Genomic DNA, 23,157 nt, shown 5'->3' on the forward strand with positions numbered 1-23,157 from the left:
TTACAACTTCCTTTGCAAAAAATGCGGAAATGCCCGCAAGGAGGCATCTCCGCACTTTGAAGCAGCAGTATCTCCCTACGTTGGCATTGTCCAAATCAGGTCACAGGTCTGGGCAAACAGCCCACTCTCAGCCTGCTTTTGCAGGCTCCCTTTTTCTGCGTTCAAGAATACCACAGTGCCGCTGCATTTGCAAGGGGATGGCCCTTTTCAATCGGCCCGCTGCGTGGTAAAATGGAAAAAACAAAGGGGGAAATACCATGAACATCACGGTCTATCTTGGAGCAAATGCGGGCAATGATCCTGCGCTGGCGGAAGCTGTCCGGGAACTGGGCAGCTGGATCGGTGCAAACGGGCACCGCCTTGTGTACGGCGGCTCCCGCAGCGGCCTGATGGGTCAGCTTGCCCAGAGCGCGCTGGACGCAGGCGGCACGGTGACCGGTGTGGAACCGCAGTTCTTTGTGCAGCAGGAGCTGCAGCACGATGGCCTGACCGAGCTGATCGTCACCAAGGACATGACCGAGCGCAAGACGAAGATGATCGAGCTGGGCGATGCCTTCATCGCATTCCCCGGCGGTACCGGCACGCTGGAAGAAATTGCAGAAGTGATGTCCCGGGTCTCGCTGGGTCAGCTGGATGCGCCCTGCATCCTTTATAATCTGAACGGCTACTACGACAGCCTGAAAGCACTGCTTGCCAAAATGATCGAGAAAGGCCTTTCCACGCCGCAACGCCAGCAGGGCATCCGATTTGCGGCGAATCTGGAAGAGATCACAACAATTTTGAATAAAGCCTAAAAGGAAACGCTTCCCAGCCGGGAAGCGTTTCCTTTTTATATCATTCTCCCAGTGCAGTGCGGATATTTGCCAGCACCTTCTGGCTCAGCAGCACAAAAGCCTGCTTGGTGCGTCCGGCAGAAACATTCGCGCAATGCACATTCTCACGGGCAAAGAAGTCTTCACCCACCGGGCCGGCAGCGGCACGGGTGTCACAGAAGAAGTGGGTGCCCGGCAGAGCAAGCCACTGTTCCAGAGCAGCAGAGTCAAAGCCCGGGCCGATGGAGGTGTTGAACAGCACCTTTCCCTCGCCCAGCTGCGCAAATTCGTCCTTGCCCAGCAGCAGGACATTTTTGTTCAGGCAGGTGAACACCACCTCGCTCTCGGTCAGCAGCTGTGCCAGCGGCTTATAGGCCATGCCCACAGCTTCGGCATCCGGCTTGCGGGTGCGGCTGTAATAGGCAATGTCGGCACCCATGAACTGCAGCGCGTCGGCGATCATTTTGCCGGACACACCCAGCCCGATGATGCCTGCCTTCAGCCCGGTGATCTCCACCGGCTCGTCCCGCAGCATGGGCATCCCAAAACCGTGCAGGATGCCGGTGAGCTCATGCAGGACGTACTCCACAACGCCGCGGTCGCCGTAGTCCCGGATGCCCAGCACTTTGATGCCGCGGGTGCGGGCATAGGCGATATCTACGTTGGCGCTCTCTTCCGAATACAGACTGCAGCACATGCCGATGTAACGGATATTCGGGCAGCGCTCGATCACGCTTTTGCCCATGCGGGAGGTATAGCTCAGAAGCACGGCATCTGCATCCCCGATACGCCGCACGATCTCGTCATCGTCCGCCGGGATATCGCGGTACAGGGTCACTTCTTCTGCATACTGATGCAGTTCCTGCTCAGCGGAGGGAATCAGGCTGACCGGCTCAATGGCTACCAGTTTATGGAACATGTGCAGATCCTCCTTTTAATAGAAACACACAGGGGAAGCGAGATTGCGCAGCAGGGAAACCACACTCCAGCCAGCAATGGCGCTGGTGGAAGAGCAGATATCCACCACAGCCTTCACACCCTCGATCTCGGCAGTGATACGGTGATCGTCACCCACCCAGCCGGGGACCGAATGCATGGTCACGCCGGTGATCTCCGGGCCGGTGGTGGCCAGAGAGGTGGCCACGGCTACGTTGACCCGGCGCGGGAAGGTGGCAATGGCCTGCTTGGCATTGCCTGTGAACACAGTGGTCTTTTCCGTATCGGTGAGCAGGTGGTCGGCCCATACCGGCGTGTTGCGGAAGCCCTTGGCTCCGGTGTGGGTCTCAATGCCTGCCGTCTCGGCCAGCTTCTGCGCCTCGGCCATCAGAGTGACGGTCTGCAGCACATCAAAGCCGCCGATGGCACCGCTTGCCAGATGCACCTTGGCACCGCCCTCCACGGCAGCGGCCTTGACCTGCCCGTAAAAATCAAGGTCCGCAAAGGCACCAATGGAAATAATGACCAGGTTCACACCTTTTTTCAGCACAGGCACAGCCATGGCGCGCACAGCCTCCACCGAAGCAGTCTCCACGATGTACTCCGGCTCCAGCGCCAGCAGGGCATCCACATCGTCACACACGGCACAGCCCACCGTTTCGGCAGTCTTTTCCGCCGAAGCACGGGTGCGGCTGGTCACGCCCACCAGCTCATAGTCCGGCAGCAGACCGTTCTTCCATGCGTTGGCCACAATGCCGCCCAGAAAGCCGCAGCCTACAATGCCAAATTTTGTTTTCATATCCTAAACTCCTTTTTCTGCTTTTTCCAAAGAAAGCAGCATATTCCATTAAAGTATATCATATCAAAACAAAAAATGATATAATAAGGCGCAAGAAAGGAGAAGGCTATGTCGAAAACAAAGGAGCTTTTCTGGACGTTTTTCAAAATTGGAGCGTTCACGTTTGGCGGCGGCTACGCCATGGTAGCCCTGCTGCAAAATGAGTTTGTAGAAGAAAAAAAGTGGGTAACAAAAGAAGAATTTCTGGACATGGTGGCAATTGCGGAGTCTACGCCCGGCCCGGTGGCGGTGAACAGTGCCACCTATATCGGCTACAAGATCGAGGGTACGGCAGGTGCGGCAGCGTCCACGGTGGCGGTATGTCTTCCGTCCTTCGCGGTCATTTATCTGATCTCGCTGTTCTTTGACCAGTTCCTCCGCCTTTCGGTGGTGGCAAGTGCGTTCCACGGCATTCAGGTGTGTGTGATCTATCTGATCCTTTCCGCCGGACTGAAAATGCTGAAGCAGCTGGAACACAGCGTCTTCAATATTGTCATCCTGACCACGGTTGCGGCAGCGATGGTGGGCTGTTCCATTGCAGCAGTGTCCTTCTCTTCCATTTTTTACATCCTGTTCAGCGGTGCGGCCGGGCTGCTGGTGTATGCAGTACAGCAGCTGCGGAAGGGGGAGAAGAAGCCGTGATCTATGTAGAACTTTTCTGGAATTTCCTCATGATCGGCGCGCTGTCCTTTGGCGGCGGCTACGGCATGATCTCGCTGGTGCGCGAAACGGTGCTGGGGCACGGCTGGCTGACGGAAGGCGAATTCCTCAGCTTTATTGCGGTGTCAGAGTCCACACCCGGCCCGCTGGCCATCAATATGGCCACCTTCATTGGTTCTTCACAGGGCGGCTTCTGGGGCGCGCTGTGCGCCACGCTGGGTGTGGTGCTGCCGTCTTTTGTCATTATCCTGCTCGTTGCATCGGTGCTGCAGAATTTGATGAAATATGCCGGTGTCAATGCATTTCTGGGCGGGGTGCGGCCCTGCGTGGTGGCAATGATCCTGGCAACTGCAGTCAACATGGCGCTTTCTACGCTGGCCGGGTTTGCAGCGGACAAGGCAGGCATTGCGCCGGATCTCCGTTCCATTGTGGTGTTCCTGCTGCTGTGGGGGCTGCATCTGCTGTGCCGCAAAAGGAACGGCAAGGCACCATCCCCCATTCTCATGATCCTGATTTCCGCAGGGCTGGGCATCCTGTTCTGGGGAGCATAAAAAATAACGCGCCGGGTGGTTCTCGTTGAACGATCCGGTGCGTTTTGTTGTAAAAAGCCGGGCACAGGAAAACTCATGGCTCCCTGTGCCCGGCTTCAGCTTTTATTGGAATTTAGGCGCTGTGCGATCAAGCTGCAACGGAAGAAGCAGCTTCGCTGGAAGCAGCCTCACTGGAAGCGGCCTCAGAAGAAGCGGCCTCGCTGGAAGCAGCCTCAGAAGAAGAACCGTTCTCCTCTGCAACAGCGGAAGAAGCGCTCTCCTCGGCCTCAGCAGCAACAGAAGTGCTGGTAGAAGCAGCCTCGGAAGAGGATGCAGCAGTGGAGGAAGCAGAACCGCCGCAAGCGGTCATGCCAACAGCCAGAGCCAGAGCAACAACAGCAACACAAACATTCTTGAGTTTCATATCTAAAATCTCCTTGCCATACGCAAATGTATTTTGCAGAAGGCCCTACAGGAAGTGCCTTTCTGCAAGTGGATATTCTAGTCTTTTTTGCGAAAAAATCAAGAGCTTTTTTGGCTAAGAAGTGAGATTTCAATGATAATCTACGATTTTGTTATAATTTATCGCTAAAAGTCAAAGAGTTTTTGTTAAACTGATCGAAGCGCGGAGAGACTCAGGAAAGAATTTTTTACCGTGTTGTAATCACTTTGTAATTTCTTTCATTGTTTGTTCCCTTGAATCAAGACGGGAATGCATGTTCCCTAAAGAGAAATAAAGAAATGCAAAAGTGAGGATGATGCGGCTCCGGAAACGGAAAAGAACCATTTGTCATATGACAGTTGACCTGCGGAGAAAGAAAAGATGGTAAACTTTGTGCAGCAAACCTGAACAAAAATATCAAAAAATGACAAGTGTTATTTGAAAGTGATTTTTATTGGACATAAAAAGTGGATAATACAGACACAGCAGGGGATGAACGGGTTCCCTGAAAATAAAACATGTGTTTTGGAGGAAATAAAGATGAAGTACTATGTTACATTGACCGGACTCAACTACCGCTTCGGCACTCAGCCGTTTACAGTAGGCCAGAAGGTAAAGCTGGTCAAGGAGCCGGAGAATGGCTTTGACCGCGAAGCCATCCGCGCAGAACTGCCGGGTCTGGGCAAGGTGGGTTATGTGGCCAACAGCACTCACACCGTGCTGGGCGACTGTTACAGCGGAGGCCGCATCTATGATAAGATCGGCGCTGCTGCCACCGCAAAGGTGAAGTATGTGCTTGCCAATGCGGTGGTATGCAGCGTAAAGGCGGCGGATATGGGGCAGACTGGCCTGCCGCCGGTCGATCCGGCTACGGGTCTGCCCTTTGGCAGCGAAGATAAAGATATTTCGTTCTGAAAGGAGAAAATCCAGAATGGGAAAACTGACTATCGAAGGAAGAGCGTCGAAGAAGTATGATTATGACCAGATGAGCGTCTCTGTGACATTTCACAGCCGGATGAGCACTACGTCACAGGCCCTGAAAAATGTGATGCGGCAATCAGAATTGTTTTTGGAAAAGCTGGATGCTGCAGGAATCGCGCCGGAAAATGTGCAAATCGGAAAGGACTCGACGGAGGAAGAAAGCTATCATGAGCCTTACACGGTGCGGGCAAACCGTGAGCTGAAAATCAGCACTGCGTTCAGCATGGATTTCGCAAATTATATCCGATATCTTATAGAGGAAAATGAGCTGGATGCGGAAATTGAGACGAACTATGCTTTTTCCAATCAGGAAGCAATCCGTGCAGAACTGATTCGGCTTGCGCTGGAGGATTCCAAGGCGAAAGCAGGTGATATCGCGCAGACTATGGGGCAGAAGCTGGTCGGAATCGAATCGGTCGTGGTTGGAAATGACCCTGTGAGACCGCTGGTCTATTCAGCCAGCCAAGGAGAAAATGAATGTGGCGATGGCTATTATGAGCAGCTGATGTCGGTGCTGTCCAGAAGGGTGAAGGCTCCGACAACGGACCGGAGTGAATCCGTTAAGGTCGTCTGGCTTACAGAGTGACAAGCTCCGCGTTCTCTGCACATTTTCTCTCTTCCCGTCATACACCGGGCAAAGGGGGAATGTATCGTGAACCAGATCGTTTTCACTGCGTGGGTACTGCTGTTTCCGGCGGCGTGCACTACACTGGGGGCAGCAGGCGTGTTTTTGCTGCGGCGGCGGTCGCGGCCCTGCACGCAGCGCATCCTGTGCGGCATGGCAGCGGGCATCATGCTGGCGGCCAGTGTGTGGAGCCTGCTGCTGCCTGCTATCCAGCGCGGACAGACTTTGCCGCTTCCGGCATGGATCCCATCGGCAGTGGGGCTTGTGCTTGGCGCAGTGGGCCTTTTGCAGGTGGAACAGTTTGCCGGGCAGCTGCTGGCAGGCGGGGCCGGGCACGGCGGACGTATGGTGCTGGCTGTAACATTGCACAACCTGCCCGAGGGTATGGTGGCGGGCCTTGCCGCTGCACTGGCATTGACCGGGGAGCCGGATGCCATCAGCGGTGCACTGGCGCTGAGCCTTGGCATCGGCCTGCAGAATATCCCGGAAGGTGCAGCAGTCAGCCTGCCGCTGGCCCATAACGGCCGCACCCGCAGTCAGGCGTTTTTTGCGGGAGCGGCTTCCGGGCTGGTAGAGCCGTTGGGGGCATTGCTTGCCTTTGCTCTGGCCGAATGGGTCAGTACTGCGCTTCCGTGGCTGCTCAGCGCAGCGGCGGGCTGTATGGTGTGCGTGACCGCACAGGAGATGATCCCGCAGGCCGTGGAGGGCGACGAGCCTGTCGGTGTTGTAAGCATCGTGCTGGGATTTGCGCTGATGATGGCGCTGGATGTGGCATTGTAAGAAAAAAGGGCTGCTGCAAAATCAATGCCGTTAAAATAACAGGATAAAAGCAAAGCGCAGTACAAAACGCGAAAGCGCAGAGAATGTACTGCGCTTTTTGGATTTTAGAGGACATCACATTTTCTGACTTTGGGCTATCCTATTTGATCGTTTCATGCGTGGGCCGTGAAATGATACCTCCCACCCCTTGCAATCTGCCTGCGTTTATGGTACAATATTCTGGCATTCAGAAGGATGTGTCGGACAGCGCCTGCTGCGTGGTTCGGCATACGGATGCGGGTCCTGTACGATGGATTCGCTGTGAACCAGGTCAGGTGGGGAACCAAGCAGCCTTAAGCAGTGTGTTCGTGCGTTTCAGTAAGCCTGCATCCGTATGCCGAGTTACGCAAGGCGGGGACAAAACCCCGTCAGCGCTGTCCTTTTTATTTTGCAGGAAAGGGGAGAGAACCATGTACCGTGCCTTGTACCGCAAATGGAGACCGCAGCGTTTTGAGGATGTGGTAGGCCAGCGGGCCATTGTTACTGCGCTGAAAAACCAGATCACGGCAAACCGTGTGGGCCATGCCTACCTGTTTACCGGCGTGCGCGGCACCGGCAAAACCACCTGCGCCAAGATCTTTGCAAAGGCAGTCAACTGCCTGCATCCGGTCAATGGAGACCCCTGCGGCGAGTGTGAGATCTGCAAGGGCATCGATAACGGCAGCATTCTGGACGTGGTGGAGATGGATGCGGCTTCCAACAACGGTGTGGACGATATCCGCGACCTGCGCGACGAAACAGCTTACACTCCCAGCGCCTGTAAATATAAGGTATACATCATCGATGAGGTGCACATGCTGTCCACAGCAGCATTCAATGCGCTGCTCAAAACGCTGGAAGAACCGCCTGCCCACGTCATCTTTATTCTGGCAACCACTGAGATCCAGAAGGTGCCCGCCACCATTCTTTCCCGCTGCCAGCGGTACGATTTTACCCGCATCGGGCCGGAGGATATCGCCCGCCGGGTGGAATATATTGCAGGTGAGGAAAAGCTGGAGCTTTCGCCGGACGGTGCGGAACTGATCGCCCGTCTGGCCGACGGTGCACTGCGCGATGCGTTGTCCATTCTGGATACCTGCGCAGGCGTTACGGCGAAAATCGATGCCGATGTGGTGCGCCGCATGGCAGGTGTGACCGACCGCAGTTATCTGTTCCGCATTTCGGACGCACTGGAAGCGCAGGACGGTGCCACAGCACTGGCCCAGCTGGCACAGCTTCGCCAGCAGTCTGTGGATGTCAAGCGTCTGACAGAGGAATTGATCGCGCATTATCGTGCTTTGATGCTGGCAGCATTGCCGGGCGGGCAGAGCCTTCTGTCCGGCGTTTCGCCGGAGGAGGAGGCTTTGTATCTGGAAAAAGGCCCGCAGCTTGGCCAGCGGGAGGCCATTCGTGCCATCCGTGCGCTGGGCAGTGCGCTGGAACATATGACCCGCGGCAGCGACCAGCGGATCGAGCTGGAACTTGCACTATTTGGCTTATCCGAACCGCCCCAGCAGCCGCAGGCAGTTCCTGTGCAGGCCGCGCCTGTCCGTGCTGCAGCTCAACCCGCAGCGCCGCAGCCGTTTGCCTCGGCAACTGCTGTGCAGCCCTTTGCAAGCGCTCCGACTACCCAGCCGCCAATACCGTCCGTTCCTGTGGTGCAGCCTGCAGCGGAACCGAAACCTGTAAAGGCAGAACCTTCCGTGCCGTCGGAAATATCTGTAGAGCAGACTTCACCCGTCCAGACCGAAGAGCTGCCGCCGCTGCCGGAGGAACCGCCCGTGCAGCAGGCCGGAATGCTGCCTTGGGACGAGCCTGCCGCGCAGGCCGCACAGCCAGCTGCACCCATGCCGGCAGAGTTGGAACCTGTTCCGCAGCCAGAACCGCCCAAACCTGCACCCACGCCCGCTGCAAAGCCTGTGCCGGAAAAGCCGCAGGATGCCGGGCAGGAAGGGACTGCGCTGTATCCGTACTGGCCGCAGGTGGTACAGCAGCTGCAGGAAAAAGATCCCATGCTCTACACCTATCTGCGCAAGTCCAAGGCTTACTTTGATGGCACCCGCGTGCTGATCGACGGCGGCAAGACCTTCCGCGATTTTATCCGCGCCAACAAGGACAGCCAGCGCCTGATCAAAAAGCTGATCAAGGATGTGTCCGGTACGGCGGTGCCCATTGGTCCCTATGAACCAAAGAGCGCTGGCAAAACGGTCTCCAACGCAGAGCAGTCGCTTCGTGCACTGGAAAAGCTGGGGTTGGATGTGTCCATTGAGGATTCCGCAAGGAAAACGAGATCATAAAAATACATTGCATCAATAAGGAGAAACGATTATGAAAGCAAGAATGCCCGCAGGCTTTGGCCGCCCCGATATGAACGCCCTCATGCGTCAGGCACAGAAGATGCAGGAAGATATGAAAGCCAAACAGGCCGAGCTGGAAGCTGCCGAGTACACCGGCAGCGCTGCCGGTGAGATGGTCACTGTTAAGATGAACGGCAAGCACGAAGTGCTGTCCATCACCATCAAGCCCGAGGCTGTGGACCCGGATGATGTTGAAATGCTGGAAGATATGGTGGCTGCTGCCATCAACGCAACCGTCAAGCAGGTGGACGAAACTGCCGAAGCTGAAATGGGCAAGCTGACCGGCGGCATGAACATCCCCGGTCTCTGATCCGGCAGGAGGGAAGAACATGGGCTATACTGCTGCCCCGCTGGAAAAGCTGATCGAAGAATTCAGCAAGTTTCCGGGGATCGGGCGCAAGGGCGCTACCCGCATGGCGTATCAGGTGCTGAGCATGTCGGACGAAGATGCCGCCGCACTGGCGGGAGCCATTCAGGGTGCCCACACCAAGCTCCATCGCTGCCGTATCTGCCAGAATTATACAGAAGCGGATATCTGCCCCATCTGTGCGAGTGCAAAACGCGATCCTTCTGTGATCTGCGTGGTGGAAACGCCCCGCGATGTGCAGGCGTTTGAACGCACAAGGGAGTATCACGGCTTGTACCATGTGCTGCACGGTCTGCTCAGCCCGATGGACGGAATTACTGCCGAACAGCTGTGCGTCAAGGAACTTCTGGCCCGCTTGGGCGACGGCAAGGTGAAAGAGGTCATCATGGCCATGAACCCCACGGTGGAGGGTGAAGCCACCGCTATGTATCTGGCAAAGCTTATCAAGCCTCTGGGCATCAAGACCACACGTCTGGCCTACGGCCTGCCGGTGGGTGCAAGTCTGGAATACACTGACGAAACCACTTTGTACCGTGCACTTTCTGGCCGTGGTGAGCTGTGAATTGGGAAAAATTTACAGTTTCTTCAAAAACAGCCCTTGCAAAACCATAAAAAAATGGTATACTGATACAACAAACCACAATGGAGAAAGGAGGCGCGCGGAATGGCACCCACTAAGGAGCGTCCGGCAACAAAAACCATTGCCACAAACCGTGAAGCGCGCCATGAATACTTCGTTCTGGAAGCGCTGGAAACCGGTGTTGAACTGAAAGGTACGGAGGTCAAGAGCCTGCGTGCCGGAGGGGTCAACCTGAAAGACAGCTGGGTCGATATTGAGGATGGTGAACTGCTGGTAAAGGGAATGCATATCAGTCCCTACGACCACGGAAACATGTTCAATCAGGATCCGATGCGCGTCCGGCGCCTGCTGGCACACAAAAGTGAGATCCGGCGGCTGCATCAGCAGTGCAAGCTGCAGGGATTTACCCTTGTGCCGCTTTCGCTCTATTTCAAACATGGCCGCGTGAAAATGGAAGTGGGCCTTTGCAAAGGCAAAAAGCTCTACGATAAGCGTGCCGATGCCGCCCAGCGCGATGCAAAGCGTTCCATTGACCGTGCCATGAAGTCCAACGGCAAATACTATTGATCTTTTCAGACCGCTTCCTGAAGCGGAACTTTTTCAAAGCTTTCTGCACACCGCAAGGTGTGCTTTATAAGGGGGCGTAAAGGTTTCGACGGGGAGAGTGAGGTCTGGGCAGCGGGTAGCAGTGGGGGAACTGCTCTATAACTCCTCCAAAAAAATTAACTGACAATAACAATTCTCAGTTGCTCGCAGCCTGAGTGCTGCGCGTTCCGCCCACTCTTGTGTCGTGTGGGGCCGGGGCGTCCTTTAGACACAGCACCTGAACGGACTTAAGCTTTGCGGACCGGCAGGAACTCATGAAGCTACCAATGCGCTAGCCTGACGATCGGCGTGGCGCGGCGGGAATGTTGTAGATCGCCTGCACCCGGAGATACCTGCACTGAACTCTTTTCGGACATGGGTTCGACTCCCATCGCCTCCACCATGAAAAAAAGAACGCCATTTCGTTAGGAATTGGCGTTCTTTTCTTTATCATGGTAACGTTTTTGGTAACACTATTGAGTTTTCAGGCTGCTCTCACCAGCGCATTATACAGCATTTCAATGAACTGTACCGCGCTTGGGCATCCGGTCAGCGGATAGCCTGCCAGCTGCTGCACATACTCCGGGTTTGTGAGCCATGCGACACGCTTACTTGCGCTATCGAAGTAGGACAGTTTTGCGCCCTCGGTGGCCATATAGCTTACGCCACTGAAACCGACCTCCGTACCAGACAGCAGGAACACCTTGCAGCTCAGTCCGTTAGAACCGCTCATCACATTGTCGTTCGAGTAATTGATGTACGGAATTTTGACCTGTTTGATGGCATTGCGAATATCGGCATCGATCAGGCTGATGAACGTGCCATTCAGGTACGCGGTCATGTCGGAGTTCAGGTAGTCGCAGTTGGAATCGTCCCAATTCCTCGTGGTATAGATGTCCTTCATCAGCAGCCAAGTACCGTTGCAGCTATCGTCATAGACGCTGGACGGCTTGCCCTGATGGACAATGATAAAGTCCTTGACCGTACCGTTCACTTTGATTTTAACGGTGCTGCCAACGGCCTTTGCGCCTAATCTTACATTTGCCATAAAAATTCACCTCCTTACTCAAAATTCAATCCTTGCCAGATCGGCGTTCCAAACGCCGGCAACGGTCAAGCCGTCCAGCGACCCAAAGGTGACGGAGAACGGATTTGCCGTTACGTCGGTCGCGATCTTCAATTGAAGGATATCGATATCCGCCTGCATCTTTGCAGCGGCGATGCGCAAGTCTTTGTGAGACTCCGGGGACAGGTCGTGCTCCTGAATCCGCTCTTCGACAAACAGCTGCAAGCTCTGCATCTCAGCGCTCAGATTGAGCGAGATCTCCGCATCCCGGGAAATCGCGATCACCACAGTGAAAACGAACTCAAACTCCTGATCGGTGGAAGCCGCCGGGATCTCGACACCGCGGTCATCCTGCACGAGGAGCAGGAGCGTATCTTCTGCCGCCCCGGTCTGCCGCCCGAAGAGGGCAATCTGATGCAGGGTGTAGGTATCCTCCGCGCCGGTAATGCGGATCTTCACGCGGCGGGCAGCGCTGCCGTTTTCTTCAACAGACTTGATGCCCAGCAGCTCAAGCGCATGCCGCTCGCCGGTGACGTCGGTCTGCGCGTGGAGCACAGCGGCATTTGCAAGACCGCTTCCTCCGACAGCCTGCGTAATCGTGAGCTGCTTGCCCGATACGGCATCCATCAGCAGCTCAATGCCGGCATCGGTATAAGCCAGCGTTTCCCAACTCATTGCGTGTCCTCCTTTTTGATTTCAGGCATCCGCACCGATGCAAGGATGCTTGTGCCGCAGGGTGCGGCGGCAATGTAGGCATATGCTTCTACGGGGTCACAGAACAGATACATTCCGAACACGATATTCGCAGGCTTGATCTGGTTTACCATGTGGATCAGTTCTTCGCGGTGAAGCTTATCTTCAACGTGAGTGCCGATGGTCAGCAGGTAAGCCGGATAATCCACGCGGCATGTCCACCGGCCAACGCCCAGTAACGTGTCGAGCTGTTGGTACAGAAATGCAAGTGTAAAGGGTGGGCGGGTGCACAAACGCGACAGAATGCGCTGCCGTCGAAAACTCAGCGTTTCGGTCAAAGGCTTTGCCCGGATATGCAGGACTTGTTCCCATTTCTGCACAGAATCCACATCCATGGTCTGGACAAAAAAGTTCTTCCCGATGACCCGTACACTATCAGCTGTCCGGGAAAATTGTGCTTTTTCAGCGTCACAGACCTGCTGGTATTCCGCAATTTCCCGGTAAAAAGGCGGCAAAAGGGAATGCAGGTCATGGTTCAGGTCAAGTTCCATGTAGTTCCACCTTCCCCAGCACCGGAACCTGCTGCAAAGCACCGGTCTGCTGCAGCGCCATGTCCGCAGCAATCCCATTGAGCGTCAGAGCCGAAACATTGACGACCCCATCAAGAGAGATGAGCGCGGCAAGGACACGAGCAAGATACACCTCTGCCGAGTAGGCAATGGCCGTACTGCTGATATTGACATCCCAGTTTTTACGAATCTGCAGCAGGTAGTCACTGACAGCGTCCTGCGCAGGCTGCTGTACGGTTTCAAGTTCGTGTCCGGATGCAAGGGTCAGCGTGGCAGAAATGTCTACAGGCACTGTCTTCGGCGCTGTGACGGTCACCTGCGCACCGATGGGCGCAAGCCCAAGGCCAAGCCCCTGACCGGGCGGGGGATCGATGGCATTCTGTACCATCTGCACAAGATCACTGGACGCAGGAAGAAAGTCGGCTCCCAAGATGGAGCAGCACACCGTGCCGCCACCATCCCACACGGGGTAGACCTGCACAGCGCCCACGCCGTCTATCGCTTCGATCTCCTCAACGTACTGTGCCACGTTTCCACCAAAGCTGCGGCTGTTCAGACGTTCAATGATTCTCGCGCGGAAAGGCTCATCCTCTTCGGTGTTTTCGCCGGGAATCAGAAGATCCGTCAACTGAGCGCTGTTCAATCCTTCAATGGAATCGATCGGCAGGACAGGGCCGGAGTATCGGTTGCCGATATCACCGGCAGTCTCAGCCTGCAGACGGTAGGTGCTTCCCTCCGTGATGGTGGAGATAACCACAAAATTGATACTCTCAGTGCCATTGATCGTTGAAAATCGCGCACCGATCGGAACCTCACAGTCAAAGATGCCGACCTTTACAGCGGCGGAAGCCTGCTTGCGGGTGATACCGGCCAGCACTGCCAGAAGATCCAGCGAATCTCCGGAGGCTGTCTGGACGAACGCCTGTTTCTGCACAAGGTCGAGGCTCAGATAAAAGCCCTCAAGCACGTAGGCTGCCGGGCCGAGGGAAGTCTGGATAGGGCTGGTATCGCGCTTATCATAGGTATCCGGCACCAGTGAAAGCATGTAGTCGAGGATGTTTTTGTAGGTTGCATCTGAAAAGTTCTGCATCAGAATTTCACCTCCGTTCCGGTCTTAACATCGCCGTAGACTGTTTCGACGGTAAAACTCACCGTCAAATTCTGCCCGTCGATGCTGTATTCGTAGTTTTTTAACCCCGTGATGCGGTCGTCTGTCAGCAGAGCATCCTGCAGACGGCGCTGCAGTTCTGCGGCAACATAACCGGCATCCTGTCCGACCAGCTCATCCCATTGCATACCGCTTGCAGGCTGGTAGATCTGCCAGCGATAGCGCTCTACGTTCAGGATGATCTCCACTGCCTGCTTTACGGCATCATAGCCGTCGCATGTTCCGGCGATACGTCCAGCTGCACGGTCGATCTTCCATGTCAGGGAAGGCTGAGCGACAAACTCAACGCCGCCCGATAAATCGATGCTGTTTTCCGGCAATACGGCCATTTAATCACCACCTTCATATACACGAGATAACACGACGAACTTCTGGCCACGCTGCACACGCAGAAGAAGCACCTTGTCACCGGCTTTCAGGGCCGGGTTGAGGATGATATATTTCTTATCCTTGCTCAACGGAAGGACTTTTCCATTCTCCCAGCCTTTGATGTCCTCGCTCTGTACAGAGCTGTCTGCGCCCCCTGAGAGCAGGGAATAACCAGTGTAAGGCTCCGATGGGCCGCCTGTGCTGCCGTGAACACCAGCGTGTATATGGGGCATGGCGTGCCGGTGTTTCAGCAGCGGGATCTTCTTTTCAATGACCGGCTCTGCAAGGTAGAGAATATCCTGCCGCAGTGTAGCCATTTCCGTGTTGATGGAGATTTCCAGCACATCATCATCGGGCGGGGCCTTTACCACGGTGCCGATCTGCAGATCGGTGGGCTGGTCAACGTCTCCGGCAACCCGGTTCAGCTGCAAAAGTGCTTCCACGATGTCCAAAAGATTTCCCTCCCTTACAGAGCTTTTGCTTCCAGTTCCATGGTGTGCAGATCGTTTTCCCACGTATGAGAGACCTTTTCCAGCATGACATACTTGCGGAACGGGTCGCCGTCAAGATCATTGATATTGACCAGAAGAAGCTGTCCCGCCCGCAGGCTATTGACACCCAGCGAGGTGAATTTGAGTTGCTGCAGAACGCGATTGTAATACTCCAGACTGACCTTTGCCTGCTCCTTGACCTGTGCGTCTGTGGCCGCTTCGTCCACCTTTTGATAGAGCTGCAGCAAGCCCCAGCGGGCAATGGTGTCCGAATCCTTTCGGATAAAAACATCGGACTTGCCGGTCTCCTTGTTCGGACGCACCAGCTTGATGCTGTTGTAGGTCTGGGAGTCAATGGACGTGTTGTAGCTGTAGTTGGTCATCAGGCTCTTTTCGCCGATGATGTAGTCGCTCTTCATATCAGCTGCAGAGCGCAGAGCAACACCATCTCCAGAATCGTAAAAAACAAAGACCGTGCCGGTATTCAGCAAGGTCTTCTGGATGGCAGTATTGATGATGTCGATGCAGCTTTTATCCTGCATCACGAGGGAGGGGAGTTTGTAGCCGGTATCGGCCAGCGTGCCCACATCTACCTGCAGGTCTTCACAGATCTGCTTGATAATGTCGGCGGCGCTCTGGGCATAAAATGTGTAGCTGTTATTTGCTTTCAGGTAGCGCAGCCGGTCATAGCAGACCACATCCACAGGCCCCCAACGGTCCTGCCCGCGGCTGAATACCCATCCATAAAACTGCAGTTCTCCATCTGCGGAAAACCGTACAACGTCGCCCTCTTCGATTTTGGATTGCGGCGTGCGCAGATAGGTGAAGGTAAGCTTGCCGGGATTCCCGGTGCGCTGGGTGATCCAGCTTGCGGTTGTTACGCTGTTAGTGAGGTTTAGCAGGTCTCCGGGCGTTTTGCGGCCCACGATCAGTTCATAGCTCACCGGTTCACCTCCGTGAGGTCAGAAGCGGACATCCAGCCGAATACCACCCCGGAAAAATCCTGCACGCAATACGGATGCGGGTTTGTGCGGGATACGATGCGCCGTACCTGCACCTGCTGGCCGCTGAGCGTGCCGGCAGGTGTTGGTGCAGTGCTGGTGCTGTAATATTTCCCGTTTGCCTTACGCTGGGCACCCACATAGAGTTTGCTGCTTTGGATGCTGCGTGCTGGAGTAAGGATCACTTTTACAGCACTGACAGTAGACGTTGCGACAGCAGCGGCAGAAAGCGCCCGCGTGACAGTGTTCAGCGCAGAGGATGCCGTAGTGGCTGCAGGCGAGAAGTTTCCGCTGCTGCCCTGCAGAACAGCCTTCTGCGGTGAAAAGTCCTTGTATTCAGTAATGGTCAGGTCAAAGTAAAAGTCGCCGGTCTCGCCGCCGCGCTCCTCGGTCTTGAAACTGGTAACAAGGCACTCAAAACCCATGCCGCCACCCAGAAACGGGGTGCCGTTCTCATAATAGCGCACCGGCGTATAGACGATGGGCCTTTTCTGATCCATTGCGCTCTTGAAAAACGTAATGTACACCGATGGCGGTAAAAACACGGCCGCGCTCATCCATGGGAGCCTGCGTCCGGGAAACAGACCGGAGATCGTTACCTTACGCAGCTTTGGCGTGCGCGGCTGCATGACAGGGCCAAGGCCAAGCACATTATACTCGCCATTGTCGGATTCTTTGGTCTCCGGAAGCTTTTCCGGGTTGATGGGCAGGGACAGCACGGTGCTGTCCCGTGAAAAATAAATGCGGTAAAGGCTCGGCATACATTCTCCTTAATTGACCGCAACGACACTGCCACTCTGCACGCGCTCCATAATGAGGTCGCCCAGAAGATCGGCAAGGCTCTGGCGGTCGGCTTCAGTGTTTCCGGTGTTCTGGCCTTGAACAGTAATGACCGGGGCCTGCGAGGTGAGGTTGATGTTGTTCACGAATTTACGTTCCGCAATATCAACCATCATCTTGAGCTGCTCATCTGAAAGATCAACCGTTTTTGCGATCTTACCGGTGTTGTTCTTAATTGCGCCAACATTATTCAGCAGGGAATTGACATCTGCTGCCTGAGGAACGCCCAGATCGCCAAGACCGCCCGGCCCGAACAGGTTGCCAAGGCTGAGGTTGGAACCCCAATCATATCCTCTGGTGTAGGCGCTTCCGAGATCCATGTTCTCCCACGGCTTCACATACTCGGTATAGCCGCTGTTCTGGATCTCATTGCTCCGTTTTTTGGCAAGATCGGTGATCCAGCCGCCCAGGCCGCTGGTCAGATCGACCGTCACGCCGGGGATCATGTTGATAAGCCCCTCAACAGCGGACGCAATATTCTGCATATACTGCAAAACGGTGATTGCCATATCATAGAACAGAACTTTCACAGCTGCGACCGGGTTCGTGAACACATTGCCCACAAAGTTTGCAAACATGGCAAATCCATTCTGCAGGGGAACCAGAACACTGTTGAACACGAATGCACCCATCACAGCAAATGCGCCCGTAATGATACCTGTAGCGGAAACGCTTGTGCCTGCAAAGTGGTTCATCACAGCAACACCTGCATACAGGGCAGCTACCAGCACCAGAACGGCGGCAGCGGCCAGTGCGGCCGGGTTTGCGGCCATGACGGCATTGAGAAATGCCTGTGCGGCAGCGGCTTTCTCAGAAGCAAATGCCAGAATGTTCGTCCAGTTGGCGGCAATCAGCAGCACACCAAAAGCGGTTCCCAGAGAAATCACAATGGGGACAACCGTCTGGATGTTGTTCGCTACCCAGTTGATGGCTGACAGCAGCGGGTCAAGGGCACGGATGGCAGCGTTGGAAGCCACCGTCCAAACCTGCGCCCAAGTCATGGGGGTTTTTGCAAATTCAGCGTTGGTCTCTGCTGCGGCTGCAAACATGGCGTTTTTTACAATGGCGGCGGTGATCTGCCCCTGTGCACCCATTTCGCGCAGCTTGCCCATATCCACCTGCAGATAGTCCGCAATGGATCTTGCAATGGCCGGTGCCTGTTCCATGACGCTGTTCAGTTCATCGCCGCGCAGCACGCCGGACGCAAGGCCCTGTTCCATCTGAAGAATTGCAGCCTGCGCAGCTTGCCCGGATGCGCCAGAGAGCGCAAGCTGTTTGTTCAGCTGTTCTGCAAACTGCACGATCTCCTTCGTGTTGTCAAATGCGCTGCCCGCCATAGTACCCAACTGTGAAACCAGCCCCATGGTGTCCATAAAATTGCCGCGGGAACGCTGCGCGGACTGGTAGATCATCGTTTCCAACTGCTGCGTGGTCTGCAGGCCATCGTTCATACGGTCAAGCCGGGCGCGGGTAGAAACCAAGCTGTCTGAAAGGTCTACGGCTCTTTTCAGCCCCTGAATACTGAGGTAAGAAGCAGCAAGCCGTTTCACAGCGCTTGCCAGAGCATCAGCGGAAGACGTGGCCGCTTTCTGATTGTCCGAAAGTTCTTTGGTGCTTTTGGATGCTTTTTCAGCGGCATCGGCCTGTTCTCGGATAGCGGCGGCTTCTTTTTCCACCGCAGCCTGCGTTTCACGGGCTTTTCCGGTAAGGATGCCGGTTTGTGTACCCAGCGCTTCCACCTTCAAACGCAGGCGTTCGTTCTGGGTCTCAAGCTGTTTGTACGCAGCGGTGCCCGCTTCACCGGCAGCGCGCATGGCATCCAGCTGCTGAGCACTGGCTTCAAAGGCCGCAGTTGCCTTAGCAGAAGCAAGCTCTGTGCTCCGCAGTGCGGATTCATAGCTTTTCAGCTGGCGCTGTGCAGCGGTGGTTGCAGAAGCCGCATTCTTTGCGACTGTGATATACCCGGCCAGCGGATTGGAAGCCTGATCGTCCAGAATGAACCTTGAATGGATATCAGCCACTGTGTCCAGCCTCCTTCATCTGTCGGGATTCTTTTAAGCGCTTTTCCATTGTACGCAAAGCAAATGCCCGGACCAGAGCCTTTTCACGCTCCGGCAGGGCATCGTATTGACCGGGGGACCAGCCGAGATTGTCAAAACAGTAGTAAGCTGTCAGAACATCAATATCCCAGAGGTCCCCGGCGATCAGTTTTTTGCTTCTTCGTCCGGGCCTTCATCCAATCCGGACAGTTCGTTGATGGCGGTGATGAGTTTGAGAAACTCACCGGCCAGCAGCATCTTGCCGGGGACCTGGACAGGATCTTTGGTGTTATAGTTTTCGCACAGCTCAGCGCTGTGAAAGTCGGGGAATACCGTTGCAGCCACGATCATGCGGCTGGAATATTCGTTGGCATCCATCTCGTCCTGCCACTGCTGGCCTACCTTTTTCTTGCGGGTGGATGCCTTGAGCAGGGAAGAATTTTCTTCCTGGGTCAGGGCGCGGATCTTAAACGGAACAGGTTTGCCATCTGCGCCGAGAAAGCGCTTGGAAATGACAAGCTCCTTTTCTTCCGTAGGAACAGCGGGATGCAGAAATGCGGAAAGTGCGCTCATAAAGAATACCTCCTATCAGTTGCCCAGATTGACCGGGTCGGAAAATGCTTTCAGACGGTTTACCTTGGTGTAGCTGAAATTGAAGTCATAGTTCAGCATTGCTTCGTCGTCGTTCAGGATGGACAGCGGAATCTCACCGGTCAGCATACAGCCATAATAGCCCATGACCTGATCGCCCACGCTGGCCGTGGGGTCGTTGTTGGTGATGGTGATATCAAAGGTTTCCATTACACCAGTGTTGATATACTGCAGCAGCATATCGGTGAACAGGTTGCTGCCGTTGGAACCAAAGTAGACATTGCCGGTGCCGGTCTGCGTGACACCATTGGCCTTTTTCTGCACCGTGCGGGTGCCGATGGTCTTCATGTCCGAGGTCTGAATGCCAGCCACAGTCTTGATGTTTTTCATGCCGCAGATCTCTGTGATGCGGCCATCACGAGTGACGGTGATTTTGCCTTCGGCACCGTTCAGGGTGTCCTGTGCAAGCAAATACATTAAAATCCCTCCTTACGACACATCCAGCGTGATGTAGATCTTGTTGGTGCTGCCCACGGCTTCGATCGCCAGCGTGATAAGCACCGCGTCCTTGGCATCGCCCTTCTCAACGGTGACATCGGTTTCGCCATCAAAGTTCTGGATGCCACCGGATGCCTGCAGCTGGGTCAGGTACTTCACGACGGCGCTCTTGTACTCCATGCGGCCCGCATCGGTGTTGTCCACAATGCCCACATAGTTCTTGGAGAACTGAGAATACAGGTCGTTGGCGATGGTGTTGCACAGCCGCATGGTACGGTTGTAGCGGTACACCTCGCCGATCTCCGAAGTGTAGGTGACCAGAGAATTGATATCATACTCCACGCGGACTGTACCATCATCGGCATTCAGGACGAACTTGCCGGAATTGATGGCATCCACGTACTGGCTGTGGGTCAGCCGGGGAGAGATGTCCACAGCATTGGGATAGACGGCGTTGGTCAGATCCTGTCCGTAGGTGGCGGCAGCCAGTGCGCCGCCTGCCCACCAGCACACCTGCTGCGGGGTCAGGGTTGTGCCATCGTCCAGCACAACGCCGGTGTCCACGTTGACGATATAGCGGGTGTCAGGATTGGTGCTGCCGGATTCCACCAGCTGAGAATAGCGGCCCGTCTCGGTATTGACCCGCTTGATGAAGCTTTCCATCGCGGTACGCGCCGTGTTGTCCGCGCCATCGTAGATCAGCACATCGAACTTGTAGGGCTCAATGGCGGTCAGGAATGCGCTGTAAGCCGAAGCTGCTACCACGCCGTCCTCTCCGCCGGTCAGGGCAGTTCCGACATTGGCAGTCAGAGCGCCGGTGCCGCTCCAGTCCACCCAGCTGTTTGCAGCCAGTTCTTCCACCGTCTTGGCGGTCTGCTGGTCTTTGATCTCACCATCCACTACAGTTGAGACCTCAAAGCTGCCTTCCGGCGAGGAAAGCGCCGTCACAACGACGGAGATATCGTTCCCGCGTACGCCCACATACTTTGCGGTAGCGGTCAGCGGCGCGATCTCCATGGTGGCTTTTACGGCACCACTGGCCGTGGGACGGTACAGCAGTACCTTGCGGGGCGCTGCCGTGCGGTTGGTGCCCTTGAAGATCTCGGTCAGAAACCGGTTTTCCGGCGCAGTAATATCATAACCGGTGTACACGGTCATGTCGGCACCGGCATCGATCTCAATCACTTTGGCCGTCGGACCCCAATGCAGAGGTTCACAGAGCGCAGCAATGCCGCGGTCGCCGACGGTCAGATCCTGTTTGTTCTTCGACCGGAAGCGAAAGTAAACGCCCGGCCGGACTTTGTTTTGTACGGTAAAGGTTCCACCTGCTGCCATAGCGGGTCACTCCTTCCAAAAATCTTTCACAGCGGCCTGCGCCTCTGCGAGGGTGTAATACGGTTTGTTCAGTACCGCAGCCAGAAAGTCCGGCTGATATCTCGCAAAACGCGGGTCCTTCAGCAGAACTTCACGGCGATACTGGGTTTCTTTTTCTTTCATTTATCCACCTTCTGATCGATGCTCAGGGTCTGCATCTTTACAGCATCTTCGGGCTTTTCCACAAAAATACGCAGCTCGAATTTGTAATGCAAACCGTCGGAATCAATGTCTGTCTTGCGGTCATAGGCCCGCAGCAGGGCGGTGTCTGTACCATCGGTATAGGGAAACACCTCCATGCAGAGGTCTAAGGTTTCTGCGGCGGAACTGTACTGCTGCTGCAGGTCAGGCAGGTTGTAATCCAGCAGATAGGTCAGGTCTACGCCGATGGTGCGCAGCCAGCGCCCACCCGGGTGCGGTTTGATGTTGGAATACCGCTGCTGCAGGAACATGCAGGGCGGTTCTACACCCTGCTGGACGGGATCTTCAAGCATCTGCACACCGGGCAGGACAGGCGCGAGATGTGCCGCCAGCGAACGTGCAATGGTGGTAACTGTAAAGTTCATCTCAGAATCCTTTCCAGCTCTCTTCCGGTTCTTTCCAGTTCCGCCTGCAGCGTTTCTTCGTAAGCCTGCTGGGCAGCATCGGTCATGTGCAAGCCTTCCACGTACTGCGTTTGGGTGCCCACCATGATGCCCACCTCATCTTTACGGCTGGGGTCATATTCCAGCAGGCCGAAAGCAGGGTTCACATACAGGCCGGGCACAAAATGTTTGTCCATCCGGTGGCCGTCATTCACAAAAGAAGCATATTCTTTGTTATTATTCAGCTCGGTGACATACTGCCCGGCCTGCTGCTCCGGGATGATCTTGCTGTCCGTGGCCCAATGCTGCTTCAGTTCACCGGTGCGGGTGTTGATGCCGCTCAGGCTGTCTGCTGTGGGCGGGGTCTTTTCCTGTGCGGCTTCCACTGCGCGGATGGTGGCGTTCTTCGCGGCAACAGAAATCATATCCGGCAGAACTTTTTGAGCTGCTTCCAGTTTTTGAATGTATTCATCCAGCGTCATTTCACACGCTCCTGCTTCAACAGTGTGATCTCCTGATGGGCCAGCCCCGGCATGACCGCACCGAAGGGTTCATAATAGCGCTCCGGTGTGTCTGCAAAATAGCGCTCGTCCGGCGCAGTATAACCCAGCTTTGCACCTCTGTGGATCACCAGCTCATCTCCGGGCTTGATATCCACTTCGATGCCGCAGGCCAGCTTATCGGTCTGGGTGATGCTGGCAGCAGTCTGGTTCATCTGCAGCCCGCTGGTCTTTGTCTGATAGACCCGGCAGGCAACACCGGAAAGCACCTTCCTGCGTTCCATGTGGGTCAGGCTGTTCTCGGTCACTTTCTCATTGCGGAACACATCTGCCGTGTCGGTGTACCAGTCCGTCCAGTCCATCCTTCATCACCTCAGATCACATAACTGCCCGCAAGCCCGATGAACCGGGCGCGGTTGGCCAGCATCTGGCCGTAAGTGGTAGCATTCAGGTCGCCCCAGTCCTCAGTGCCTGCGGTCAGGGCGGAGGTGTCGTAGGTCACAGAACTGTCGCCCAGTGTGGCGGATTTCACCACGCCCACCAGTGCACCGGAAGCTGCAGCCTGCGCAGGCGTTGCGCTGCTTTCAGCAAAGGTGCGCAGCTGCAGGGTCACGTAATGTGCCACATACAGCCCCACGGCGTAGTGCCAGCTGTCCAGCCATTTGTCCGGCTGTACGCTGACATTGGCCATGCGCACGATCTCATTCAGCAGAGCATCCGGCAGGTGACACTTGCCGTCGGCATTGCAGAACTGCGGATATTCTTCCTTGAACTGCTCAGCGGTGTAATTTCCGACGCTGCCGCCGAGGTTCGCCGCCTGCTGGCGGACTCCACCAAACTGTGCACCGTAGATCATGCCGTTC

General features: G+C 55.4%; 30 protein-coding genes, 2 other RNA genes and 1 riboswitch. Of the genes, 12 read left to right on the forward strand and 20 right to left on the reverse strand.

Features of this window, described 5'->3' with window-relative positions; all coding sequences use genetic code 11:
* Nucleotides 1-54: 54 nt before the first annotated feature.
* A riboswitch (TPP riboswitch) is annotated at nucleotides 55-162 on the reverse strand.
* A gap of 95 nt (nucleotides 163-257) precedes the next feature.
* Nucleotides 258-794: a TIGR00730 family Rossman fold protein gene (locus ACGHUK_RS06445; protein WP_390575576.1), complete on the forward strand. Its 537-nt coding sequence runs from the start codon at nucleotides 258-260 to the stop codon at nucleotides 792-794.
* Between the two features lie 40 nt (nucleotides 795-834).
* Here ACGHUK_RS06445 and ACGHUK_RS06450 read toward each other — a convergent pair whose 3' ends face one another.
* Both ACGHUK_RS06450 and ACGHUK_RS06455 read right to left on the reverse strand, forming a co-directional pair.
* Nucleotides 835-1,731 carry a D-isomer specific 2-hydroxyacid dehydrogenase family protein gene (locus tag ACGHUK_RS06450; protein WP_390575578.1) on the reverse strand — a complete coding sequence of 299 codons (897 nt, stop codon included), beginning with the start codon at nucleotides 1,729-1,731 and terminating at the stop codon, nucleotides 835-837.
* 15 nt (nucleotides 1,732-1,746) lie between these two features.
* Entirely contained in the window at nucleotides 1,747-2,547 is an 801-nt protein-coding gene (locus tag ACGHUK_RS06455) for an aspartate dehydrogenase domain-containing protein (protein ID WP_390575581.1), read from the reverse strand.
* Between the two features lie 108 nt (nucleotides 2,548-2,655).
* On the opposite strand from ACGHUK_RS06455, the gene ACGHUK_RS06460 reads away from it, so the two are divergent.
* Together ACGHUK_RS06460 and ACGHUK_RS06465 are read left to right on the forward strand one after the other, a co-directional pair.
* Nucleotides 2,656-3,228 carry a chromate transporter gene (locus ACGHUK_RS06460; RefSeq protein WP_005941745.1) on the forward strand — a complete coding sequence of 191 codons (573 nt, stop codon included), beginning with the start codon at nucleotides 2,656-2,658 and terminating at the stop codon, nucleotides 3,226-3,228.
* Complete coding sequence (locus tag ACGHUK_RS06465) at nucleotides 3,225-3,797, forward strand: chromate transporter (protein ID WP_291019285.1); 573 nt, start codon at nucleotides 3,225-3,227, stop codon at nucleotides 3,795-3,797. The genes ACGHUK_RS06460 and ACGHUK_RS06465 overlap by 4 nt, the downstream gene beginning before the upstream one ends.
* Before the next feature lie 127 nt (nucleotides 3,798-3,924).
* On the opposite strand, the gene ACGHUK_RS06470 is transcribed toward ACGHUK_RS06465, so the two are convergent.
* Nucleotides 3,925-4,200, reverse strand: a complete 276-nt coding sequence (locus ACGHUK_RS06470; protein ID WP_044953661.1) for a hypothetical protein — start codon at nucleotides 4,198-4,200, stop codon at nucleotides 3,925-3,927.
* A 558-nt stretch (nucleotides 4,201-4,758) separates the two neighbouring features.
* On the opposite strand from ACGHUK_RS06470, the gene ACGHUK_RS06475 reads away from it, so the two are divergent.
* The 9 genes from ACGHUK_RS06475 (at nucleotide 4,759) to ssrA (ending at nucleotide 10,914) form a co-directional block, all read left to right on the forward strand.
* Nucleotides 4,759-5,133 carry an HIRAN domain-containing protein gene (locus tag ACGHUK_RS06475; RefSeq protein ID WP_390575585.1) on the forward strand — a complete coding sequence of 125 codons (375 nt, stop codon included), beginning with the start codon at nucleotides 4,759-4,761 and terminating at the stop codon, nucleotides 5,131-5,133.
* 16 nt (nucleotides 5,134-5,149) lie between these two features.
* Nucleotides 5,150-5,785 carry an SIMPL domain-containing protein gene (locus ACGHUK_RS06480; RefSeq protein WP_390575588.1) on the forward strand — a complete coding sequence of 212 codons (636 nt, stop codon included), beginning with the start codon at nucleotides 5,150-5,152 and terminating at the stop codon, nucleotides 5,783-5,785.
* 66 nt (nucleotides 5,786-5,851) lie between these two features.
* Nucleotides 5,852-6,604, forward strand: a complete 753-nt coding sequence (locus ACGHUK_RS06485) for a ZIP family metal transporter (RefSeq protein ID WP_044953660.1) — start codon at nucleotides 5,852-5,854, stop codon at nucleotides 6,602-6,604.
* A gap of 273 nt (nucleotides 6,605-6,877) precedes the next feature.
* An RNA gene (gene ffs / locus ACGHUK_RS06490) (signal recognition particle sRNA small type) lies at nucleotides 6,878-6,976 on the forward strand.
* Nucleotides 6,977-7,053: 77 nt separating this feature from the next.
* Entirely contained in the window at nucleotides 7,054-8,919 is a 1,866-nt protein-coding gene (dnaX, locus tag ACGHUK_RS06495; protein WP_120079213.1) for a DNA polymerase III subunit gamma/tau, read from the forward strand.
* 31 nt (nucleotides 8,920-8,950) lie between these two features.
* Nucleotides 8,951-9,289, forward strand: coding sequence for a YbaB/EbfC family nucleoid-associated protein (locus ACGHUK_RS06500; protein ID WP_097774953.1), 339 nt, complete (start codon nucleotides 8,951-8,953; stop codon nucleotides 9,287-9,289).
* A 19-nt stretch (nucleotides 9,290-9,308) separates the two neighbouring features.
* Entirely contained in the window at nucleotides 9,309-9,908 is a 600-nt protein-coding gene (gene recR, locus ACGHUK_RS06505) for a recombination mediator RecR (RefSeq protein ID WP_005941730.1), read from the forward strand.
* Nucleotides 9,909-10,010: 102 nt separating this feature from the next.
* Nucleotides 10,011-10,493 carry an SsrA-binding protein SmpB gene (gene smpB / locus ACGHUK_RS06510; protein ID WP_120079215.1) on the forward strand — a complete coding sequence of 161 codons (483 nt, stop codon included), beginning with the start codon at nucleotides 10,011-10,013 and terminating at the stop codon, nucleotides 10,491-10,493.
* Nucleotides 10,494-10,563: 70 nt separating this feature from the next.
* Nucleotides 10,564-10,914, forward strand: a transfer-messenger RNA (tmRNA) gene (ssrA, locus tag ACGHUK_RS06515).
* A gap of 81 nt (nucleotides 10,915-10,995) precedes the next feature.
* Here ssrA and ACGHUK_RS06520 read toward each other — a convergent pair.
* From ACGHUK_RS06520 to ACGHUK_RS06600, 17 genes are all read right to left on the reverse strand, one after another.
* Nucleotides 10,996-11,559, reverse strand: a complete 564-nt coding sequence (locus ACGHUK_RS06520) for a DUF6273 domain-containing protein (RefSeq protein ID WP_390575592.1) — start codon at nucleotides 11,557-11,559, stop codon at nucleotides 10,996-10,998.
* Between the two features lie 18 nt (nucleotides 11,560-11,577).
* The gene (locus ACGHUK_RS06525) at nucleotides 11,578-12,252 is read right to left on the reverse strand and encodes a hypothetical protein (protein ID WP_390575595.1); all 675 of its coding nucleotides are present in this window, start codon (nucleotides 12,250-12,252) and stop codon (nucleotides 11,578-11,580) included.
* A complete protein-coding gene (locus ACGHUK_RS06530) occupies nucleotides 12,249-12,821 on the reverse strand; it encodes a putative phage tail protein (protein ID WP_338428519.1) in 573 nt (190 codons plus the stop codon). Before ACGHUK_RS06530 ends, ACGHUK_RS06525 begins: the two co-directional genes overlap by 4 nt.
* The gene (locus ACGHUK_RS06535; RefSeq protein WP_390575598.1) at nucleotides 12,811-13,929 is read right to left on the reverse strand and encodes a baseplate J/gp47 family protein; all 1,119 of its coding nucleotides are present in this window, start codon (nucleotides 13,927-13,929) and stop codon (nucleotides 12,811-12,813) included. The genes ACGHUK_RS06530 and ACGHUK_RS06535 overlap by 11 nt, the downstream gene beginning before the upstream one ends.
* Nucleotides 13,929-14,336 (reverse strand): DUF2634 domain-containing protein, encoded by a 408-nt coding sequence (locus ACGHUK_RS06540; protein ID WP_338428517.1) that lies wholly within the window; start codon nucleotides 14,334-14,336, stop codon nucleotides 13,929-13,931. Before ACGHUK_RS06540 ends, ACGHUK_RS06535 begins: the two co-directional genes overlap by 1 nt.
* Nucleotides 14,337-14,819 carry a DUF2577 family protein gene (locus tag ACGHUK_RS06545; protein WP_338428776.1) on the reverse strand — a complete coding sequence of 161 codons (483 nt, stop codon included), beginning with the start codon at nucleotides 14,817-14,819 and terminating at the stop codon, nucleotides 14,337-14,339.
* A 23-nt stretch (nucleotides 14,820-14,842) separates the two neighbouring features.
* Nucleotides 14,843-15,811, reverse strand: a complete 969-nt coding sequence (locus ACGHUK_RS06550) for a hypothetical protein (protein WP_338428516.1) — start codon at nucleotides 15,809-15,811, stop codon at nucleotides 14,843-14,845.
* Complete coding sequence (locus ACGHUK_RS06555) at nucleotides 15,808-16,629, reverse strand: hypothetical protein (RefSeq protein ID WP_390575601.1); 822 nt, start codon at nucleotides 16,627-16,629, stop codon at nucleotides 15,808-15,810. Before ACGHUK_RS06555 ends, ACGHUK_RS06550 begins: the two co-directional genes overlap by 4 nt.
* A gap of 9 nt (nucleotides 16,630-16,638) precedes the next feature.
* Nucleotides 16,639-18,729: a tape measure protein gene (locus ACGHUK_RS06560; protein WP_390575604.1), complete on the reverse strand. Its 2,091-nt coding sequence runs from the start codon at nucleotides 18,727-18,729 to the stop codon at nucleotides 16,639-16,641.
* Between the two features lie 183 nt (nucleotides 18,730-18,912).
* A complete protein-coding gene (locus ACGHUK_RS06565; RefSeq protein ID WP_338428513.1) occupies nucleotides 18,913-19,320 on the reverse strand; it encodes a phage portal protein in 408 nt (135 codons plus the stop codon).
* A gap of 15 nt (nucleotides 19,321-19,335) precedes the next feature.
* Nucleotides 19,336-19,815 (reverse strand): phage tail tube protein, encoded by a 480-nt coding sequence (locus ACGHUK_RS06570; RefSeq protein WP_390508540.1) that lies wholly within the window; start codon nucleotides 19,813-19,815, stop codon nucleotides 19,336-19,338.
* 12 nt (nucleotides 19,816-19,827) lie between these two features.
* The gene (locus ACGHUK_RS06575) at nucleotides 19,828-21,171 is read right to left on the reverse strand and encodes a phage tail sheath subtilisin-like domain-containing protein (protein WP_390508542.1); all 1,344 of its coding nucleotides are present in this window, start codon (nucleotides 21,169-21,171) and stop codon (nucleotides 19,828-19,830) included.
* Between the two features lie 6 nt (nucleotides 21,172-21,177).
* Nucleotides 21,178-21,333 (reverse strand): hypothetical protein, encoded by a 156-nt coding sequence (locus ACGHUK_RS06580; RefSeq protein WP_338428510.1) that lies wholly within the window; start codon nucleotides 21,331-21,333, stop codon nucleotides 21,178-21,180.
* Nucleotides 21,330-21,776 carry a DUF6838 family protein gene (locus ACGHUK_RS06585; RefSeq protein WP_390575606.1) on the reverse strand — a complete coding sequence of 149 codons (447 nt, stop codon included), beginning with the start codon at nucleotides 21,774-21,776 and terminating at the stop codon, nucleotides 21,330-21,332. Before ACGHUK_RS06585 ends, ACGHUK_RS06580 begins: the two co-directional genes overlap by 4 nt.
* Complete coding sequence (locus tag ACGHUK_RS06590) at nucleotides 21,773-22,276, reverse strand: HK97 gp10 family phage protein (protein WP_390508547.1); 504 nt, start codon at nucleotides 22,274-22,276, stop codon at nucleotides 21,773-21,775. Before ACGHUK_RS06590 ends, ACGHUK_RS06585 begins: the two co-directional genes overlap by 4 nt.
* Nucleotides 22,273-22,656 (reverse strand): hypothetical protein, encoded by a 384-nt coding sequence (locus ACGHUK_RS06595; RefSeq protein ID WP_338428507.1) that lies wholly within the window; start codon nucleotides 22,654-22,656, stop codon nucleotides 22,273-22,275. The genes ACGHUK_RS06590 and ACGHUK_RS06595 overlap by 4 nt, the downstream gene beginning before the upstream one ends.
* Nucleotides 22,657-22,667: 11 nt before the next feature.
* The gene (locus ACGHUK_RS06600; RefSeq protein ID WP_390575608.1) at nucleotides 22,668-23,150 is read right to left on the reverse strand and encodes a DUF4054 domain-containing protein; all 483 of its coding nucleotides are present in this window, start codon (nucleotides 23,148-23,150) and stop codon (nucleotides 22,668-22,670) included.
* Nucleotides 23,151-23,157: the final 7 nt, after the last annotated feature.

It is taken from the genome of Faecalibacterium sp. i25-0019-C1 (assembly GCF_042854225.1).
In the GTDB taxonomy this organism is placed as follows: Bacteria; Bacillota; Clostridia; order Oscillospirales; family Ruminococcaceae; genus Faecalibacterium; species Faecalibacterium taiwanense.

Coding starts and splice junctions, on each gene's coding strand:
- ACGHUK_RS06445 (WP_390575576.1), top strand. CDS start 258: ATGAACATCACGGTCTATCTTGGAGCAAATGCGGGCAATGATCCTGCG.
- ACGHUK_RS06450 (WP_390575578.1), bottom strand. CDS start 1,731: ATGTTCCATAAACTGGTAGCCATTGAGCCGGTCAGCCTGATTCCCTCC.
- ACGHUK_RS06455 (WP_390575581.1), bottom strand. CDS start 2,547: ATGAAAACAAAATTTGGCATTGTAGGCTGCGGCTTTCTGGGCGGCATT.
- ACGHUK_RS06460 (WP_005941745.1), top strand. CDS start 2,656: ATGTCGAAAACAAAGGAGCTTTTCTGGACGTTTTTCAAAATTGGAGCG.
- ACGHUK_RS06470 (WP_044953661.1), bottom strand. CDS start 4,200: ATGAAACTCAAGAATGTTTGTGTTGCTGTTGTTGCTCTGGCTCTGGCT.
- ACGHUK_RS06475 (WP_390575585.1), top strand. CDS start 4,759: ATGAAGTACTATGTTACATTGACCGGACTCAACTACCGCTTCGGCACT.
- ACGHUK_RS06480 (WP_390575588.1), top strand. CDS start 5,150: ATGGGAAAACTGACTATCGAAGGAAGAGCGTCGAAGAAGTATGATTAT.
- dnaX (WP_120079213.1), top strand. CDS start 7,054: ATGTACCGTGCCTTGTACCGCAAATGGAGACCGCAGCGTTTTGAGGAT.
- ACGHUK_RS06500 (WP_097774953.1), top strand. CDS start 8,951: ATGAAAGCAAGAATGCCCGCAGGCTTTGGCCGCCCCGATATGAACGCC.
- recR (WP_005941730.1), top strand. CDS start 9,309: ATGGGCTATACTGCTGCCCCGCTGGAAAAGCTGATCGAAGAATTCAGC.
- smpB (WP_120079215.1), top strand. CDS start 10,011: ATGGCACCCACTAAGGAGCGTCCGGCAACAAAAACCATTGCCACAAAC.
- ACGHUK_RS06520 (WP_390575592.1), bottom strand. CDS start 11,559: ATGGCAAATGTAAGATTAGGCGCAAAGGCCGTTGGCAGCACCGTTAAA.
- ACGHUK_RS06525 (WP_390575595.1), bottom strand. CDS start 12,252: ATGAGTTGGGAAACGCTGGCTTATACCGATGCCGGCATTGAGCTGCTG.
- ACGHUK_RS06530 (WP_338428519.1), bottom strand. CDS start 12,821: ATGGAACTTGACCTGAACCATGACCTGCATTCCCTTTTGCCGCCTTTT.
- ACGHUK_RS06535 (WP_390575598.1), bottom strand. CDS start 13,929: ATGCAGAACTTTTCAGATGCAACCTACAAAAACATCCTCGACTACATG.
- ACGHUK_RS06540 (WP_338428517.1), bottom strand. CDS start 14,336: ATGGCCGTATTGCCGGAAAACAGCATCGATTTATCGGGCGGCGTTGAG.
- ACGHUK_RS06555 (WP_390575601.1), bottom strand. CDS start 16,629: ATGCCGAGCCTTTACCGCATTTATTTTTCACGGGACAGCACCGTGCTG.
- ACGHUK_RS06565 (WP_338428513.1), bottom strand. CDS start 19,320: ATGAGCGCACTTTCCGCATTTCTGCATCCCGCTGTTCCTACGGAAGAA.
- ACGHUK_RS06570 (WP_390508540.1), bottom strand. CDS start 19,815: ATGTATTTGCTTGCACAGGACACCCTGAACGGTGCCGAAGGCAAAATC.
- ACGHUK_RS06575 (WP_390508542.1), bottom strand. CDS start 21,171: ATGGCAGCAGGTGGAACCTTTACCGTACAAAACAAAGTCCGGCCGGGC.
- ACGHUK_RS06580 (WP_338428510.1), bottom strand. CDS start 21,333: ATGAAAGAAAAAGAAACCCAGTATCGCCGTGAAGTTCTGCTGAAGGAC.
- ACGHUK_RS06585 (WP_390575606.1), bottom strand. CDS start 21,776: ATGAACTTTACAGTTACCACCATTGCACGTTCGCTGGCGGCACATCTC.
- ACGHUK_RS06590 (WP_390508547.1), bottom strand. CDS start 22,276: ATGACGCTGGATGAATACATTCAAAAACTGGAAGCAGCTCAAAAAGTT.
- ACGHUK_RS06595 (WP_338428507.1), bottom strand. CDS start 22,656: ATGGACTGGACGGACTGGTACACCGACACGGCAGATGTGTTCCGCAAT.
- ACGHUK_RS06600 (WP_390575608.1), bottom strand. CDS start 23,150: ATGATCTACGGTGCACAGTTTGGTGGAGTCCGCCAGCAGGCGGCGAAC.